Source organism: Halomonas sp. QHL1, from assembly GCF_001882345.1.
Classification (GTDB): Bacteria; Pseudomonadota; Gammaproteobacteria; order Pseudomonadales; family Halomonadaceae; genus Vreelandella.
The window spans coordinates 777501-793497 of sequence record NZ_MINL01000001.1 but is presented as its reverse complement, the minus strand read 5'-3'; the positions used below and the strand labels follow the sequence as shown (position 1 = coordinate 793497).

Sequence of the window (15997 nt, the reverse complement as noted above, 5' to 3'; positions counted from 1 at the left end):
TTTAACGTTCCGCGGTGAGTAGCTCACTCAGCTGCTGCGGTGAAAGCCGCGTATTGGCCATGTAGTAGACAATGTCGCCATCCTGCAGGGTGCGATCAGTGGCGGGGTTGAGCATGTTGCCTTCGCTGTCATCGCTGCTATTGGCAAGCCCGAGCACAGTGGCGTTGAAGACCTTTTTGGCTTGCATAAATAAGTCCCCAAAGGTGGCACCGGCAGGCGGCTGACTTAACCTGGTTTGGTATTGGGTAGCGCCCCGATCAACCGCGAGCAGTTCGTTGACGACCCGTGAAATTCCTGCATCAGACGCTGAGCGAACCAGCATTTCCAGCGCTAGTGCTTGGGTACATTCTATGCCTGGCAAGGTACGCCGCAACATGGCTGCGGTATCAGGATTGGCGCAGTGGGCGACGATATGCGCGTTTTTAGCTTTAAGGCTGTAGGCACTCAGCGCGACGGTGGCAACCCGGTCATCGCTGGTGTCGTAAATGATGATGCGGCTGGCGCTCTGAACCCCGGCCCGCTTGAGAAGCTCAGCGTTGGAGAAACTCTCCCCTTTAATAAATTTTAAATCTGCCGGACGGGGGTTGCTCATCTCTTTGATAACGCAGAGCACTATTTCATCGGGCAAGCTTTTATCAGCTTTGAGAATGTCCAAAATGCGCTCTGTGGTTTCGCCGTGCCAGCCAATCACGAGGGTGTGGCCGGATAAGTGGCTGAAATCGCCTTTACCTTGCATCTGCAGTCTCCAAAAATTTGAAAGTGTGACTGTTGCTTTACCGATTAAGGCAGCAAACAGAGAAATGCCGCCTGGAATGAGATAGAGCGTGGCGATCCACTTTCCCACCACGGTTGTCGGGCTGAAATCACCGAACCCCACTGTGCTGGAGACGACAATATAAAAATAAACCCAATCGGTAGGGGAGTCGGCCATCGCTTCGCCGACCAGCGAAAAAAGCACCCAGGTGGTACCCATATGGGCGAGCACAATCAGAAGTAGAAATGTCCACGAAATTTGTAGCGTAGACGCTTTAAGTACGCGGAGCAGTCGCTGAATAACAGGCATAGCGTTCTCTTATGATGATGGTGTGACAGCCTAGTTTGCTCGGCATGGAGTTGATGATTTGGTGCTGGTGCTAAATGGCTTCTTTATTTAGTTGCCTGAAACCTCAACGGGCTTAATAAAGGCTGCATATATTAGCATTGATGAGATGCGGTGGAACATCATGCTAGACGCGCATGTCATAGCTACAATTCTCTTTTTAATAGGCTAAGCATATGGATCGTATATTTGCATGGGATCACCACCACAGTCAGGTGGTTTATCGCATTCCAGGTCATAAACATGAAGATGGTAGAGAAGATAGCGATCTCTCTCCTGTATGGCTGCCTGCGGAGGAATCAGATTTGCCAGAGGGGGTGACGGTTGAAGATCTGCGCAAGGTATCTGTTAAGGAGTAGCCGATGCATGATCTTCTCCGTTGAACCGCTGCTGTGCGCGCTATTCCGCATTTTCAAACTGGCTGTCTGAAACATATAAAATAGATTGTGTTTGGTTAGCGATGGGCTAATATTCGGATATTAGCCCCCATCTCTGGATATGCCGCCATGTTGAAAGGTTTGATCGTCTGTTTTGCGGTGTTGTTTGCGCAATTGGCGGTACTGCATTTGGTCGATGTGCGTCTCTATAATTCCCCTCAAGATGCCCGTCAAACGGCTCTGACCACCGTTACACCGCATAAAGATGAAAATGAAGATGCAGGTGAAGCGAAAAGCTAATCAGTGGTCACCTAAATACAGGTTTTTAAATACCCTTTGCTAAATTGCATGGTCAATAACCCTAGCAGCGCCAAAAGCTACTAGGGTTATTTTTTTAAAGCATTTCATCTAACCAGACATTAAAGGCCGTCCAAGAGCGTTGATCGGCGCGTTCATGATAGGCGTCGCTGCCAAATACGCTGAAGGCGTGGGGTGCGCCGGAATAGATACCTACTTCATAAGTTAAGCCTGCCGTTTCTAACTCCTCCGCCAGAGCGGCGACGTCTTCTAAACTCACCGCGCTGTCGGCGCCGCCGTGGGCGATAAAGATAGGTGCGGTTTCATTTGAGTAGGCTTGGCCATCGGGCGTTGTTAGTCCACCGTGAAAGCTGGAGTACGCTGCTATGTTGTCGGCTTCACCGGAGCGGGCGATCTCTAGCGCCACGGCACCACCAAAGCAGTAACCCATGATCACCGTTTGCTCCGCAGCGCCTTGCTCTCTAGCCTGGGCTAAACCGCCTAGGGTTAAGGCGCGCATCCGCTCTCTGTCTTGATAGAGTCGACTGGTAGCGGCTCGTTTATCTTCGACAGCCTGGGGGCGATTGCCTTCACCGTAAAGATCTACGGCAAATACGTCGTAACCCTCATCGGCCAGCATATCAGCGCGCTGGCGCTCATAATCATCCAGCCCGTCCCAGTCATGAACGATCAATACGCTACCCTTGGCATTGTCACCTGCTGATACAAAATAGCCCTGAAAATCCTCTTCATTCACGCTATAGGCAATATCCTCTCCGGCAGGAGAGAAAGCCATGGTGGGCATTGCTAACGCTAAAAGGGTTAATGCACTGGCGGGGAGTAGAATTTTTTTCATCGTTGTGGTGTCCAAAGGAGTGTTCAACAAGCATAGACAATGCTGGTTAGGCTGGCTCAACGTTGAATAACCATTTACGAGGAAGACTTTGCTAAATAGACAAAGGCTTGCGTCTGGAACTCGGTAACGGCATGCTTGTCAGTTGTTGGAAATACCATTAGGGAGCATGAACACATGGCTTACAACGATTCACGTATGGCTCGTCCTCAATCGAGTGATGTTGCCAACAGTGTTAGCACTAACAAGGTGTTGCGTAACACCTACGCGCTACTGGCAATGACGCTGCTGTTCTCAGCAGTCACCGCAGGCGCTGCTGTAGCCCTCGGTATCCAACAAATGAACATCTTTGTGTTCTTGATTGGTGCCTACGGCTTGATGTTCCTGGTTCACAAAACCGCGAACTCTGCAGCCGGTTTGTTGGCAACGTTCGCCTTTACCGGGTTTATGGGCTTTACGCTTGGGCCGATTCTGTCTGCCTATCTGACCCTGCCTAACGGCGGTGCGTTGATCATGAATGCGCTGGCCATGACAGGCCTGACGTTTGTTGGCCTTTCAGCGGTAGCGCTAACCACCAAGAAAGACTTCAGCTTCTTGGGCAATTTCCTGATGGCGGGTGCCATTGTGTTGATTCTGGCCATGGTGGCTGGCTTCTTCTTTAATATCCCGGCGCTCTCACTGATGGTTTCTGCTGGTTTTGTGCTGTTTGCTTCAGCGGCCATTCTGTATCAAACCAGTGAGATTATTCACCGCGCTGGCGAAACTAACTACATTCTCGCCACAGTGACGCTCTACGTATCCATCTACAACCTGTTTGTTAGCCTGTTGTCGATCTTGGGTATTATGAGCAACGATTGATCTAAGCAAGCGATAGACGATATGACAGGCCCTATTGCTAGGGCCTGTCTTTTTTTTAGGGTAACCGTTACCAGGTATTATCATCATGCAGTACGGCTTATTGGTGATGGGGGCGCCGTATAGCAGCCCAGCCCCTCACTCTGCATTACGTTTTGCCCATGCCGTCCTCGCACGTGGGCATAAAATTGCGGGTGTTTTTTTCTATCACGACGGCGTTCATAATGCCTCTTCGCTGATGGCTCCCCCCCAGGATGAGCTCAACCTTACAGAGGCTTGGGCTGAGCTGAATCAGCAGCACGCAGTTCAATTGGATGTCTGTATTGCTGCAGCGCTTCGGCGTGGGCTGATGAGCGAGTCTGAAGCGCAGCGACACGGCAAGCAGGCCTTTAATGTAGTACCGCCTTTTGAGTTGACCGGGCTTGGGCAACTGCTTGAGCTACAGCAACGCACTGATCGCCTGATTACGTTTGCTTAAAGGAGTGCCAATGGCGACATCTGATGCGCTATTAGTGATAATTCGCCACGCGCCCCACGGTTCAAACTGGTTACGTGAAGGGTTAGATGCCGCATTGGTCGCGGCTGCCTTTGGTCAGCCCGTACATTTGCTGTTTATGGGGCAGGGTATAATGGCACTGCTGAACGAGCAGGGCAGTGGCGCGCCGGGCCAAAAAGCCACGCTGCCTACCATCGATATGTTGGAAATGTATGATATTGACAAGCTTTGGGTAGCAGAAGGGGCGCTGCATGCGATGCATCTATCCGCCGACTCCCTGGTGGAGGGCATCTCCCTAATAGCGGATCAGGAAATACCCGGGCTATTGCAGCAACACGCCAAGATACTTAACTTTTAGGGCCTAGTGAGCGCACTATGATTCTACACATCCTCACCAAAGCGCCTGACAGTAGTGCATCCACTCAAATGCAGCAGGCGATAGGCGATCAGGATGCAGTGCTGCTGATCGAAGAAGCGGTAACAGCTGCCCTTGATCCTTCCTGGGCAACATGGCAGCAGTGCAAGGCGCGCATATTCCTATTATCAGAAGATCTTACCGCGCGCGGACTGGCCAGCATCGCCGAGGATAATGAGCTGCCAACGCTTGAGATGGACGGTTTTGTGTCACTCACCGAGCAGTATGAAAAGACAGTTACCTGGTACTAAGTATGTCCGAACCAAAAATATACCGTTATCTTTATTCGCCAAATAAGTTTCCGCTAGACCCGGAGGGTTATCTCGTTAATCAGTCAGAGTGGGACGAATCCGTTGCTCATTTAATGGCTGAAGAAGAGGGTTTAACGCTTACCGCTGAACATTGGGAAGTCATCCAAGTAGTGCGGGCATTTTACCATCGTTATGAAATGGCACCGGCGATGCGGCCGCTTGTGAAAGCAACCAAAAACGCACTGGGTGAAGAGAAAGGGCGCTCGATTTACCTGATGCAGCTATTCCCCGGCAGCCCGGCAAAGCGAATTGCTCGTCTGGCCGGACTGCCGAAGCCTACCAACTGCCTATAGCCGGTGTGAATGACTTGCAGGTTTTGGAACAGTCTTAATCCACATCACCGCGCGTACACACCGACAAAACAACGGCATCGTCTGGACTGGTGGATACCAGGGCGTGGCCCATATCACTATCAAAATAGATGCTGTCGCCCTCGGTTAGCACTAGCGGGGCGTAAAATTCGGTATACAGCATAATATCGCCGTGCAGTACCATCAAAAACTCTTCGCCATCGTGGCGTACCCACTGATGATACTCGTCAAAGCTGCGTGCCCGTACGATGGTTTTGAACGGAATCATGCGCTTTTGGGCGAGCTGATGGCCCAATAATTCGTGCTCGTACGTGGGCGTGGGGTGCAGTTGCCCTTTGCCTTTACGGGTCAAATCGCGCCGCCCCATGGTGTAACGCTCCCGTTTGGGGGGCGTGAGCAATTGCGGCAGGTCGATGTTAAGCCCGGTAGTGAGTTTTTGCACCACGCTAAAGGTGGGGGAGACTTGGTCGTTCTCAATTTTAGAGAGCGTTGAGCGAGCAAGCCCGGTGCGCTGGCTAACCTCTTCCAACGTCCACTGATTAGCGAGGCGAATTTGCTTGAGCCGCTCGCCTAAACGCAACGGTTCAACAAAGGGTTTGCTTCCCGATGCAATACGCAGCGCGGCATGCTCTTCAGTCGTAGCTGTCATAGGTCGTCACATTGGCTGCGTTGTCTAACGGTGCGTGTTTATAGGCGCGCGTAAACAACCATGATATCACAGCAAAGAAGTGGCCAAGAACGGCCGCCAGAGGCAAGAGTGCTTAAGGTGTATGCTAAGGCACTTCAGCGAAAGGCAGTCCCAAAAGCGCTTTTAGATGCGCCTCAACGCCACTCGCCAGCGACTTTGGGTTATAGCCGCCTTCAAGCACCGATACAATGCGGTTATCGGCATACAGGGTGGCGATCTCCATGGCCAGATGGGTAATCCAGTAGAAGTCTTCATCCTCTAGGCAGATATCACCCATGGGGTCATCACGGTGAGCGTCGAAACCCGCGGATAGCATCACCAAGTCAGGTTTAAAGGCGTGCAGGGCAGGTAGCCAGTGGTTTTCGATGATGCGCCGGAACTCTGGGCCATCGGTGCCCACTTCCAGCGGGGTATTCACCACGTTTTGCCACTCGCTGCGCAAATAACGCCACGGGTAAAACGGATACTGGAAGCTGGTGCAGATAAGCACCTCGGGATCATTTTTAAAGATATCGATGGTGCCATTGCACTGGTGCACGTCGAAATCCAAAATGGCGATACGTTTGGCACCGTATTTAGCTCGCGCATGGGCCGCGCCGACGGCGATATTGTTGTAAAAACAGAACCCCATCGCATCGCTGGCTTCCGCATGGTGGCCTGGCGGCCTAACCGCACAAAAGACATTATCCGCCTGACGCTTAAATACCTGATCTACCCCACGAATCACCGCTCCTGCGGCCACCCGCGCGGCTTGCAGGCTGTCAGGGTTCATCATGGTATCGCTGTCTAACGTAACGATACCTTCGGTGGGCAAACATTTATCCAGAGAGCGCAGGTGGCGCAAGGGGTGTACCCTGGCAAGAGCCTCCTCGCAGGCTTCCTTGGCATCGGCCTGCATGGTTTGCTGTAATAACCCAGCAAGAGATAGGCGAGCGCGAATGGCCTCCAGACGCTGGGGGCTTTCAGGATGCTCCGGGCCCATGTGGTGCAATGAGCAGTCTGGGTGGGTAAGGTAGGCGGTAATCATTCCAACGCTCCATTATTATTGATGCCACCTTAATCGCCTTCAGGGCCTGGGCGACAGTGTCAATAAGTCGTACAGCCGCGATTCATTTCAGGGGAGACGCATTTTGAGTACGCGCTTTTTACACCATTTTTTCGAACCTCGCACACTAGCGGTGTTTGGTGCCTCTGAAAAGCCTGGGTCGTTGGGCGGTTTAGTGCTGAGAAACATTCAGGAGGGTGGCTTTAAAGGGCCGCTCTGGGCGGTCAATCTTAAAGGCTACTCCCAGGTCTTCGGCGTACCGTGCGTAAGCCGCGTAAGCGAGCTACCTGAAGTGCCCGACTTAGCCGTGGTCTGCTCGCCTATTGAAGGCGTCCCTGATCTGATTAAAAAGCTTGGGCAGTACGGTGTCAAAGCGGCCCTGGTACTCTCAGGAGGCGCTTACCTGGATCGGGATAAGGGTAATAAGGGCTCCGTTCGCGAACGCATGTTGAGTGCAGCACGCGTCTCGGGCATTCGTGTACTAGGCCCCGAGTGTATGGGGCTGATTGTCCCAGGCAAAAAGCTTAACGCCTCGTATGCCAGTCAACCGGTGCAAGCGGGCCGCGTCGCTTACCTGGGCCAGTCCGGAATGCTTGCCAATGCAATGATCGACTGGGCCGCGGGGCGTGATGTGGGCTTTTCTCACCTGATTACCGTTGGCGACAGCGTCGACGTGCTGTTGCCAGACCTGATCGATTACGTTAATCAATTCTCGCCCGCTCAGGCCATTATGCTGCACCTTGAGCGAATCAGCGACGCCCAGCACTTTATGACCGCCGTGCGCGATGCGTCACGTAATCGTTTGGTTCTGGCGATAAAAAGCGGTCGCACGCCAGAATCGGATATTTCCGGCATGGCACCCACGCCGGGGATTGCTAACCGCGACGTAGTGTTTGATGCTGCTTTTGCCCGGGCAGGGGTCGTGCGGGTAGATGACTCCGACGAGCTACTCGATGCGCTGGAAACGCTTTCGCGCATGAAACCCCTAAAGGGCGATCGTCTAGCCATCGTGTCAAACGGTTTGGGTCCCGCCATGCTGGCTATCGATAAGCTGATTAGCGCAGGCGGCAAATTGGCTGAATTTAGCGCTGAAACCCAGGCAGCGCTGCACCGTAGCGAGGTCGACATGAGCAAGCCGGGCGAAAACCCGGTGGATCTGGGCGGCAACGCCTCGCCCGAACGATTTGTCCAAGCGCTGGAGATTGTGGCCGCGGATGCCAACGTGGATGCGGTGCTGGTGGTTCACGCGCCCACCCGGATGGCGCCATCGCTAGTGACTGCCCAGGCGCTGATCGATAACCGCAAGAAGTTTCGCCGCAATCTGCTGACCAGTTGGATGGGTTTAAAAGAGGCGCTTAATGCGCGCCATATCTGCAATTTAGCTGGGATTCCGACCTATATTTCACCAGAAAAAGCCGTTAAGGCGTTTATGCATATGGTGATTTATCAGCGCGTTCAAGCGCTGCTGCAGGAGATTCCCCCCAGTCTGCCGTTCTCCACCAGTCCAGAAATACGCGCCCAGTGCCGTACGTTGATTAAGCAGGCAAAAGAGCGAGGCAGGCAAACCTTAACTCACTCTGAAACCGCGCAAGTGCTTGAAGCCTATGGTATTCCCACGGCGCCCAGCGTGTATTTGGCCAACCCCGATGAAGCGCTTGCCCGCGCTGCGGAGATTCCTGGCACCAAAGCGCTGAAAGTGGTTCATGAAGGCAACTGCCGACCTTACCGCTACCGCAAGCACCCGCATAAAATTTCCGCGGGCTTGTTACAGGATTTAGACACGCCCGAACAGGTAGCGGAAGGCGTTCGTCAGCTAGGCGAGAAGGTCGCTGAGAAATTTCCCGAGTACGCGATCCGCGAGTACTGCTTGCAGCCCATGCAGCGTGGCAAGCACTCAATGCAGATATGCGCGGGCATTACTCGGGACCCGGTGTTCGGCCCGCTTATTGTCTTCGGCATCGGTGGCTATAAGGTCAACGTGCTGGCCGACCGCCAAGTGGCTCTGCCGCCGCTCAATATGAGCCTGGCTGCCGATGTCGTGGGTAGAACCCACGCTGCCTCATTAATTCGGGAACACTCCGCCGACCCAGAGCGTGACATTCAGCACTTGTGCCAAATGCTGGTCAAGCTATCGCAAATGGCCTCCGATCTAAGCGATCTGCGGGGTTTGGAAGTGAATCCACTACTGCTGAATCGTGACGGCATGGTCGCCGTTGATTTCGCCATGGATCTGGGTACACCATCGCGCTTTGCGATCATGCCGTACCCTGAAGAGCTACGTGAATGGGTGACGCTGAAAAACGGCTGGCAGGTCGAGGTAAGGCCTATTCGTGCCGAAGACGCTCACCTAATTACCACTTTCCATCGTCAGCTCTCGGAAGAGAGTATTCGTTTCCGCTATTTCCATAACAAGTCCAACTTAACCCAGCGTGACTTATCTATTCTGTCGCATATCAATTACGACCGACAGATGGCATTCATTGCTGAATATTTAGGCGACGATGGCAGCAAAGAGATGCTTGGGGTGGTGCGGGTATGGAATGACCCGGACAATATTCGTACCGAGTTCTCGGTCATTATTCGCGATGACCTGCAGGGGCTGGGTATTGGTAGCCTGCTGATGAAGAAGATGATCGATTACTGCACTAACATTGGCACTCTGGAGATGATCGGCAAAATTATGGTCGATAACCATCCGATGCGGGCGCTAATGAAGCACTTAGGCTTTAAATGCCGCTACAACATGGAGGAGCAGGTGATTGATGCCGTGCTGCGCCTAAATGAACCCGAAAGTGAATGGCAGCGCCACCGGCTTGAGAGCCTACCCGATTAGGCCTTTTAAAAGCTTTAATAACAGCTATAAGAAGGCCTGCGTATAAAACGCAGGCCCAAACCACAAGCTTGTTGCTGAACTGACGTTATGGCGCCATGCGGAAACGGCTCCATTCACCGCCGTCGCGACGCTCAAAGCGTAGGCGATCGTGTAAGCGGCTAGGCTGGCCTTGCCAAAACTCGATCATTTCCGGAGTGACACGATAGCCACCCCAGTGGATCGGGCGGGGGATGTCCTGGCCATCGTAGGCTTGTTCAAAGCGCTTTTGACGCTCTTCGATCCATTTACGGCCAGGAATCACCACGCTTTGAGTCGCAATCCAAGCGCCCAATTGGCTGCCCCGGGGGCGGCTGGCAAAGTACTCATCAGACTCATCGGCTGAAATCTGTTCAACAGGCCCTTCGATGCGCACTTGACGGGAGAGTGAAGGCCACCAGAACGTCATGGCCGCGAAGGGCACATTGCTCAATTCACTGCCCTTATGGCTGTGGTAATTGGTAAAAAAAACCATGCCGTGCTCATCAAATCCCTTTAACAGCACCACTCGAGCGTGGGGGCGGCCCTGGCTATCAACGGTGGCTAGCGTCATGGCGTTGCCATCTTGACCCTCTTTTTCCAACGCAAGGGTGAACCACTCATCGAATAACACGAATGGATCATCGGGTGCCTGGGACTCGTCTAACTTGCCGCCTTCATAATCACGCCTGATATCGGCTATGTTACGTGTCATCGAATGCTTCTCCCTGGAATTTCATCCATGTTCGCTGGTCTGCCTTTAAAGCTCAAGTGACCGACATCAAAGGATGTTAAACGCGTCGCGATTTATCGTTGTGACTATCGATTGCGGCTAACTGTCTCGCATTCTAGGAGAAAGCCAAAATTAATGCGAAGCTATCTCATCATTTTGGGCTCATCACTACTGGGAGAGAACAGGCCATGCGCGATAAGGTAGCGATTGAGGTATGGGATGGTTGGATTCGCCTGTTTCACTGGGGCTTAGTGGCGGCGGTGTTGGTCTCTTTTTATACCACCAAGACCAGCGGTGCGCCCTTCCTATTCCCGGTTGAAGTGCACGCACAAGCGGGCTACCTGGTAATAGGTCTGCTCATCTTCCGCTGGTTGTGGGGAGCTCTGGGCAGTGTGTATGCGAGATTTATAACGTTTTTATATCCACCCGCTGAAACAGTCGCCTATTCCAAGATGCTCCTCAAGCGCCAACCCAGCGCTTATGCCAGTCACAATCCGCTAGGCGGCTGGATGGTGCTATTGATGCTGCTCTCGCTAAGTTTTCAAGCAGTGAGTGGCCTGTTCTTAAGTGACGATATCTTTTTTCAGGCACCGCTCTATGGCTTATTTGGCGATGGGGTGGGCAGCCAGCTTAGAACCTTGCATCAGCTCAATAGTGATCTACTCATCATCCTAATCGGGCTGCATCTCGCTGGTCTGATCGTACATCGGCTGCTGGGCGAATCGCTGGTAGCGGCGATGTTTGTAGGTACCAAACGTTTTCGCCAGCAGCCTGTCGATGAACGTAATGAGCCGTTTAATACTGCCACGCTGCGTATACGCGCGCTGGGTGCATTACTTATCGCCGCTGGCGTCGTCCTATGGCTTTGGTTTTATTGACCTGGTTTTTACTATTACTGTCTCAGCTGTCGACTGCGAAAGCGCGCATAGCCCATGCAACCGGCAAATAGCACCAGCGCGACAATGGCTTCTAGAATTCCGCGAAAACCTTGCCCAGGCAGGGTGACCAACATCACACCTTGAGTGAAGTAGAGCAGGCTGACGAAGGCGAGCCAAGCGTGCCCACGTGCACGTTTACCAATGATTGAGGGTAAAAACAGCACCAGGGGCAAAACGAAGGCTAATACAGGCCGCCAGTTAAATTCGTCGTCTTGGAGTAAAAAGCCGCGGTAAATGACCAGCACCAGCAGAATCGCGAAGCTGGCTAATACAACCTGCCGACTTCTAAGGGTAAGCTTATCAAGCCCATGGCGTGTTTCTACATCCTCCAGCCACTGCCTCATAATGCCTCCTGCCGCATGGCGTGAAGCGCTAGAGCGAGGCGTGCCAGTCGTTTGCCCTGGGCAACGCACAGCGCGCGTTCGTGCTCATCGACAGAGCGGTCGCTACGTGTTCCAGCCAAATGGCTTGAGCCATAGGGCGTGCCGCCTGTGCGTGTCTCTAGCAACGTGGTTTCACTGTAAGGAACGCCTGCGTAGACCATGCCGTGATGCAATAGCGGCACCAGCATGGTGAGTAGGGTGCTCTCTTGCCCACCGTGCAGGCTTGAAGTCGAGGTGAATGCAGTCGCGGGTTTGTCTATCAAGGCGCCGTTCATCCAAAGGCTGCTGGTGGAATCGATAAAATATTTAAGTGGCGCAGCCATGTTACCAAACCGGGTGGGGCTGCCTAGTGCTAACGCGCTGCAGTTGCGCAGGTCGTCCAGGACGGCGTACACCGCACCTTCTGCAGGAATTTCTGGTTCTACGGCTTCACAGGTGGTTGAAACCGGCGCCACTGTGCGCAACCGCGCTTGAATGCCGGGCACACTTTCTACCCCGGCGGCAATCTGCTGCGCCATGGTGGCAGTCGCGCCTGAGCGCGAGTAGTAAAGAACCAAAACGTAGGGTGTCATTTCACTCATCACTATTCCTGAATGGGTTCATGGAAACTGTTACGGAAATACGTCTTACCATAGGGGTCTATGGTACCAGAGCAATCGGGAAGTCCGTGTGTGGTACAAAGGCATTTTGTTGCTCTGGGAGGCGAAGATAGACCCAAGCGCGAGTGCCATCGCCAAGGGTTATTGCCATCCGTTCGTAGCGAACTCCCAGCCGCTCGTAGCGATCAAGGCGAGCCAACTCTTCGGCATCCACGCGTAACAATAAGCCTTCCACGTTACTTCCTGGCTGGGGTGAAAGGTCGAGACCGCTGCGCTGATACCCCTCTAGCACGGCTTCCTTTGGAGCGCCAAAACTACCCATGACGGCCAAGCGGATAGGGGCATAGCGTAGCGTGCCATACACAAAGACCTGATGAGTGCGCTGTTCAATAGTGGGAAGATCATCGGGGCGGTCATAAAACCACGGGCTGAGCATGGTTAACCAGAGCCACCCGGCTAGGCTGAGTAGCCCCACACCGCTTAAAATCAAAAGGCGTTTTAGCCAGACCGTTTTAATCACACCAGGGCGCCTCGCAATGTACGGTAAAAAAGTGAACAGGGGCGATAATAAACTGATGCTTAGCTTGTCGCGCCAAGGAGGCGATGACAAGTTCTATGTTATCGACTTACAGAATCAGCTTAAGCAAACTACACGGGTTTGCTAGGCTATGTGTGTAAAGTATGTATGTAAAATAGGTGCTCATTACACCCTGCCGTAGGAGCCTGCAATGAATCAGCCACTTCGTGATGAGATGGATTTTCGTGCTCTCGTAGGTGATGTGAAACCGCTGCCACCGAGAAATCGTGCTGACCCAGGCGCTAATCGCAAAAGCCCCTCTGAATCCCAATTGGCTCGGCGGGAGTGGGCAGAGGAAGAGATGGGCGCGCGCAACTTTCTATCCGACGACTTTGTCGATCTGCTGCCCCCCTTTGATCCCATGGAGTATCGCCGCGAGGGCATTCAGCAGGGCGTTGTCGATAAATTAAAGCACGGTGGCTATAGCGTTCAAGCGCAGCTCCACTTGCTTAGGCGCCCATTAACTGAGTGCCGCCGCATGTTGTTCCCTTTTATTCAAGAAGCCTATGCCCACGATTTACGCTCCGTAATGATCGTGCACGGCCGCGGGCGTGAGATTGATAGCCCTACGAACGTACTGCGTTCGTACCTTGCCAAGTGGCTCAGCCAGTTTGAGGAAGTGCAGGCGTACGTCTCCGCACAGCCATCGGAAGGTGGGTTAGGTGCTACCTGGGTGATGCTTCGCAAAAGCGATCGTGCCAAAGCCAATAACCGCGAGCGCCAGCAGAAAAGGCGGGGTTAATGGTTTAAAACTCCAGCTATTCACAAATAAATAGAGCAGCTGAAGCTGCCCTATTGTGCTTATAAGATTCACGCTCTGTGTCTACTTATTTGCACCTAAGCGGCGTTCAAACAGCGCCTGACGCTCTTCAACATCGGGTTGATAGCGAACGCTGATAAAGCTTAGTGCGCGTAGGGCATCCTCAGGATGCTGGTCATCGCGCAGCGCCATAGCGGTAAAACCACAGCGGCGCATATACTCTAACTGATCTACAAGCACGTCACCCACCGCGCGCACTTCGCCGCTATAGCCGTAGCGTTCGCGTAGCAGACGGGCGATGGTGTAGCCACGGCCATCGGTAAAGGCGGGGAAGTCGACGGCAATCGCCGTCGCTTTGCTTACTTCCGCTGCAAGCTCTGTATTAAGCGCAGTATCGCTGGTCAGAAGCGGCGCCAGCTCAGCGTCTTGCTGATTGGCCTGCCACAACGCTAGCGGCACAAACGCCGGACGCTGCTCCGGTAGCGCGTCTTCATCGTAGGAGACGCACCAAGCGTTCTGTGCCGCAAGCTCGCCATTGACAATCAAATGATCGACATGAACCGGCGCCTGTTCAACCGCTTCAGCTTGCGTCTCATCAGCTTTATTAGGCATAGACACGCTCCTTAAAGGGTTTTAAGCCAATACGGCGGTAAGTATCCAAAAAGCGTTCGTCCTCATGACGCTGCGACACATAGACTTCCAATACTTTTTCAACCACGTCCGGCACGTCGGAGCGGAAAAAGGACGGGCCCAGAATTTTGCCCAGAGAGGCATCGTCGGTGGAGTTGCCGCCAATCGATATCTGATAGAACTCTTCGCCTTTTTTATCCACGCCCAGGATGCCGATATGGCCAACATGGTGGTGGCCACAGGCGTTCATGCAGCCGGAGATATTCAGATCCAGCGGGCCGAGATCATACAAGAAATCAAGATCTTCAAAGCGTTCCTGCAGTGCCTGTGCGATGGGAATAGAGACCGCATTGGCTAAGCTGCAGTAGTCGCCGCCAGGGCAGCAGATAATGTCGTTGAGCGTGCCCACGGTGGGGTTCGCCATACCCAAAGCCTCAAGCTCTTTCCATAGCGCTTCCAGATCATCGACCGGTACGTCAGAAAGCACTAGGTTCTGTTCGTGGGTGACGCGCACTTCACCAAAGCTGTAGCGATCGGCTAAATCAGCGACGGCTTCCATTTGGTCAGCGGTGACATCTCCAGGGGCGTGCTCACGGCGTTTCAGCGACAGCGTTACGGCCTTGTAGCCAGGCACTCTGTGATCGGTCACATTGTTGGTAACAAAACGCGCAAAGCTGCGATTTTCAGCGCGTAAACGATCAAAATCTTCGTTGGCGTTCTCTGCAACCGGACGGCGATCAGGCTCGGGGAAGTGAACTTTGGCTGCATCGACGGCTGCTTGGTTAAGCGTTTGCGGGCCGTCTTTCAAGTGTGCCCACTCTTCATCCACCCGGCGACGGAATTCCTCAATGCCCAGGGCTTTAACAAGGATTTTAATCCGCGCCTTGAACTTGTTATCCCGCCGGCCAAACTGATTGTAAACCCGGACACAGGCTTCCAGGTAGGTGAGCAGATGTTGCCAGGGCAAGTCTTCGCGTACCACGTCCGCAATCATCGGGGTACGGCCCAGGCCACCACCGGCTAACACTTTAACCCGTAGCTCGCCGTCGGCGTTGTGCCATAGGCGCAGGCCAATATCGTGTACTTGGATAGCTGCACGGTCTTGGGCCGCACCGCTAACCGCGATTTTAAACTTACGCGGCAAATAGGCGAATTCTGGGTGCAGAGTCGACCACTGGCGGATTAATTCGCACCAGGGGCGTGGGTCTTCCACTTCATCGTTGGCGATGCCAGCAAACTGGTCGCTGGTGGTGTTACGAATGCAGTTACCACTGGTTTGAATCGCGTGCATCTGTACTTTGGCGAGATCTGCCAAAATATCCGGCACGTCTTCAAGAGCAGGCCAGTTCAGCTGCAAATTTTGCCGGGTAGTAAAGTGGCCGTAGCCGCGGTCGTAGCGGCGGGTAATCTCAGCCAGGGCACGCAGCTGGTTACCCGCCAGCATGCCGTAAGGAATCGCAATACGCAGCATGGGCGCATGGCGTTGAATATAGAGGCCGTTCTGCAAACGTAAGGGGCGGAACTCTTCTTCTCCCAAACGCCCGGCGCGGTAGCGTTCCATTTGGTCGCGAAACTGAGCGACACGCTCATCAACCAGGGTTTGGTCGTGAATATCATAACGGTACATGTGGCACGATCCTGCTAAAAAGCGAAATGGTCACGTTGAGACGGACGTTAATGTAGCGTCACCTTAACGCGGGCGTCATATTCTACAAAAGAATATATAATTATCTTTTTATCTCTAAAAGCTATTTAGAACACAGCTATGGGCTAGGCAGTTGG

The 15997-nt window shown here is 53.3% G+C and carries 20 protein-coding genes; 10 read left to right on the top strand and 10 right to left on the bottom strand.

Annotation, left to right across the window (positions count from 1 at the left end; genetic code table 11):
* Nucleotide 1: 1 nt before the first annotated feature.
* Entirely contained in the window at nucleotides 2–1063 is a 1062-nt protein-coding gene (locus QHL1GM_RS03630; RefSeq protein ID WP_071693260.1) for an ion channel, read from the bottom strand.
* A gap of 212 nt (nucleotides 1064–1275) precedes the next feature.
* Here QHL1GM_RS03630 and QHL1GM_RS03625 point away from each other — a divergent pair, with 212 nt between their 5' ends.
* Nucleotides 1276–1458, top strand: a complete 183-nt coding sequence (locus QHL1GM_RS03625) for a hypothetical protein (protein ID WP_071693259.1) — start codon at nucleotides 1276–1278, stop codon at nucleotides 1456–1458.
* A 147-nt stretch (nucleotides 1459–1605) separates the two neighbouring features.
* A complete protein-coding gene (locus tag QHL1GM_RS19305) occupies nucleotides 1606–1776 on the top strand; it encodes a hypothetical protein (protein ID WP_175540345.1) in 171 nt (56 codons plus the stop codon).
* 94 nt (nucleotides 1777–1870) lie between these two features.
* On the opposite strand, the gene QHL1GM_RS03620 is transcribed toward QHL1GM_RS19305, so the two are convergent.
* On the bottom strand, nucleotides 1871–2629 hold the full coding sequence (locus QHL1GM_RS03620; RefSeq protein WP_071693258.1) for a dienelactone hydrolase family protein: 759 nt from the start codon (nucleotides 2627–2629) through the stop codon (nucleotides 1871–1873).
* A gap of 174 nt (nucleotides 2630–2803) precedes the next feature.
* Between QHL1GM_RS03620 and QHL1GM_RS03615 the strand changes: the two genes are divergently transcribed.
* The 5 genes from QHL1GM_RS03615 (at nucleotide 2804) to QHL1GM_RS03595 (ending at nucleotide 4996) form a co-directional block, all read left to right on the top strand.
* A complete protein-coding gene (locus QHL1GM_RS03615; RefSeq protein WP_071693257.1) occupies nucleotides 2804–3484 on the top strand; it encodes a Bax inhibitor-1/YccA family protein in 681 nt (226 codons plus the stop codon).
* Between the two features lie 85 nt (nucleotides 3485–3569).
* The gene (gene tusD, locus QHL1GM_RS03610; RefSeq protein WP_071693256.1) at nucleotides 3570–3959 is read left to right on the top strand and encodes a sulfurtransferase complex subunit TusD; all 390 of its coding nucleotides are present in this window, start codon (nucleotides 3570–3572) and stop codon (nucleotides 3957–3959) included.
* A gap of 10 nt (nucleotides 3960–3969) precedes the next feature.
* Nucleotides 3970–4335: a sulfurtransferase complex subunit TusC gene (tusC, locus tag QHL1GM_RS03605; RefSeq protein ID WP_071693255.1), complete on the top strand. Its 366-nt coding sequence runs from the start codon at nucleotides 3970–3972 to the stop codon at nucleotides 4333–4335.
* A 17-nt stretch (nucleotides 4336–4352) separates the two neighbouring features.
* Nucleotides 4353–4643 (top strand): sulfurtransferase complex subunit TusB, encoded by a 291-nt coding sequence (tusB, locus tag QHL1GM_RS03600; RefSeq protein WP_071693254.1) that lies wholly within the window; start codon nucleotides 4353–4355, stop codon nucleotides 4641–4643.
* A gap of 2 nt (nucleotides 4644–4645) precedes the next feature.
* Nucleotides 4646–4996 (top strand): TusE/DsrC/DsvC family sulfur relay protein, encoded by a 351-nt coding sequence (locus QHL1GM_RS03595; RefSeq protein WP_071693253.1) that lies wholly within the window; start codon nucleotides 4646–4648, stop codon nucleotides 4994–4996.
* A 34-nt stretch (nucleotides 4997–5030) separates the two neighbouring features.
* Here QHL1GM_RS03595 and QHL1GM_RS03590 read toward each other — a convergent pair whose 3' ends face one another.
* Both QHL1GM_RS03590 and QHL1GM_RS03585 read right to left on the bottom strand, forming a co-directional pair.
* On the bottom strand, nucleotides 5031–5663 hold the full coding sequence (locus QHL1GM_RS03590; protein WP_071693252.1) for a helix-turn-helix domain-containing protein: 633 nt from the start codon (nucleotides 5661–5663) through the stop codon (nucleotides 5031–5033).
* 124 nt (nucleotides 5664–5787) lie between these two features.
* Entirely contained in the window at nucleotides 5788–6729 is a 942-nt protein-coding gene (locus tag QHL1GM_RS03585; RefSeq protein ID WP_071693251.1) for a histone deacetylase family protein, read from the bottom strand.
* Nucleotides 6730–6832: 103 nt separating this feature from the next.
* Between QHL1GM_RS03585 and QHL1GM_RS03580 the strand changes: the two genes are divergently transcribed.
* Entirely contained in the window at nucleotides 6833–9580 is a 2748-nt protein-coding gene (locus QHL1GM_RS03580; protein ID WP_071693250.1) for a bifunctional acetate--CoA ligase family protein/GNAT family N-acetyltransferase, read from the top strand.
* An 85-nt stretch (nucleotides 9581–9665) separates the two neighbouring features.
* On the opposite strand, the gene pdxH is transcribed toward QHL1GM_RS03580, so the two are convergent.
* Nucleotides 9666–10310, bottom strand: a complete 645-nt coding sequence (gene pdxH / locus QHL1GM_RS03575; RefSeq protein WP_071693249.1) for a pyridoxamine 5'-phosphate oxidase — start codon at nucleotides 10308–10310, stop codon at nucleotides 9666–9668.
* A gap of 206 nt (nucleotides 10311–10516) precedes the next feature.
* On the opposite strand from pdxH, the gene QHL1GM_RS03570 reads away from it, so the two are divergent.
* Nucleotides 10517–11206 carry a cytochrome b/b6 domain-containing protein gene (locus tag QHL1GM_RS03570; protein WP_071693248.1) on the top strand — a complete coding sequence of 230 codons (690 nt, stop codon included), beginning with the start codon at nucleotides 10517–10519 and terminating at the stop codon, nucleotides 11204–11206.
* Between the two features lie 14 nt (nucleotides 11207–11220).
* Here QHL1GM_RS03570 and QHL1GM_RS03565 read toward each other — a convergent pair whose 3' ends face one another.
* The 3 genes from QHL1GM_RS03565 to QHL1GM_RS03555 are packed head-to-tail and all read right to left on the bottom strand — an operon-like array spanning nucleotide 11221 to nucleotide 12768.
* Nucleotides 11221–11610, bottom strand: a complete 390-nt coding sequence (locus tag QHL1GM_RS03565; protein WP_071693247.1) for a DUF2069 domain-containing protein — start codon at nucleotides 11608–11610, stop codon at nucleotides 11221–11223.
* Entirely contained in the window at nucleotides 11607–12230 is a 624-nt protein-coding gene (wrbA, locus tag QHL1GM_RS03560; RefSeq protein WP_071693246.1) for an NAD(P)H:quinone oxidoreductase, read from the bottom strand. Before wrbA ends, QHL1GM_RS03565 begins: the two co-directional genes overlap by 4 nt.
* A 58-nt stretch (nucleotides 12231–12288) precedes the next feature.
* Nucleotides 12289–12768, bottom strand: a complete 480-nt coding sequence (locus tag QHL1GM_RS03555; protein ID WP_254795251.1) for a gamma-glutamylcyclotransferase family protein — start codon at nucleotides 12766–12768, stop codon at nucleotides 12289–12291.
* A 208-nt stretch (nucleotides 12769–12976) separates the two neighbouring features.
* Between QHL1GM_RS03555 and smrA the strand changes: the two genes are divergently transcribed.
* Complete coding sequence (smrA, locus tag QHL1GM_RS03550) at nucleotides 12977–13567, top strand: DNA endonuclease SmrA (RefSeq protein WP_071693245.1); 591 nt, start codon at nucleotides 12977–12979, stop codon at nucleotides 13565–13567.
* Between the two features lie 81 nt (nucleotides 13568–13648).
* On the opposite strand, the gene QHL1GM_RS03545 is transcribed toward smrA, so the two are convergent.
* On the bottom strand, nucleotides 13649–14197 hold the full coding sequence (locus QHL1GM_RS03545; RefSeq protein WP_071693244.1) for a DUF934 domain-containing protein: 549 nt from the start codon (nucleotides 14195–14197) through the stop codon (nucleotides 13649–13651).
* Nucleotides 14190–15842 (bottom strand): nitrite/sulfite reductase, encoded by a 1653-nt coding sequence (locus QHL1GM_RS03540; protein WP_071693243.1) that lies wholly within the window; start codon nucleotides 15840–15842, stop codon nucleotides 14190–14192. The genes QHL1GM_RS03545 and QHL1GM_RS03540 overlap by 8 nt, the downstream gene beginning before the upstream one ends.
* Nucleotides 15843–15997 lie beyond the last annotated feature (155 nt).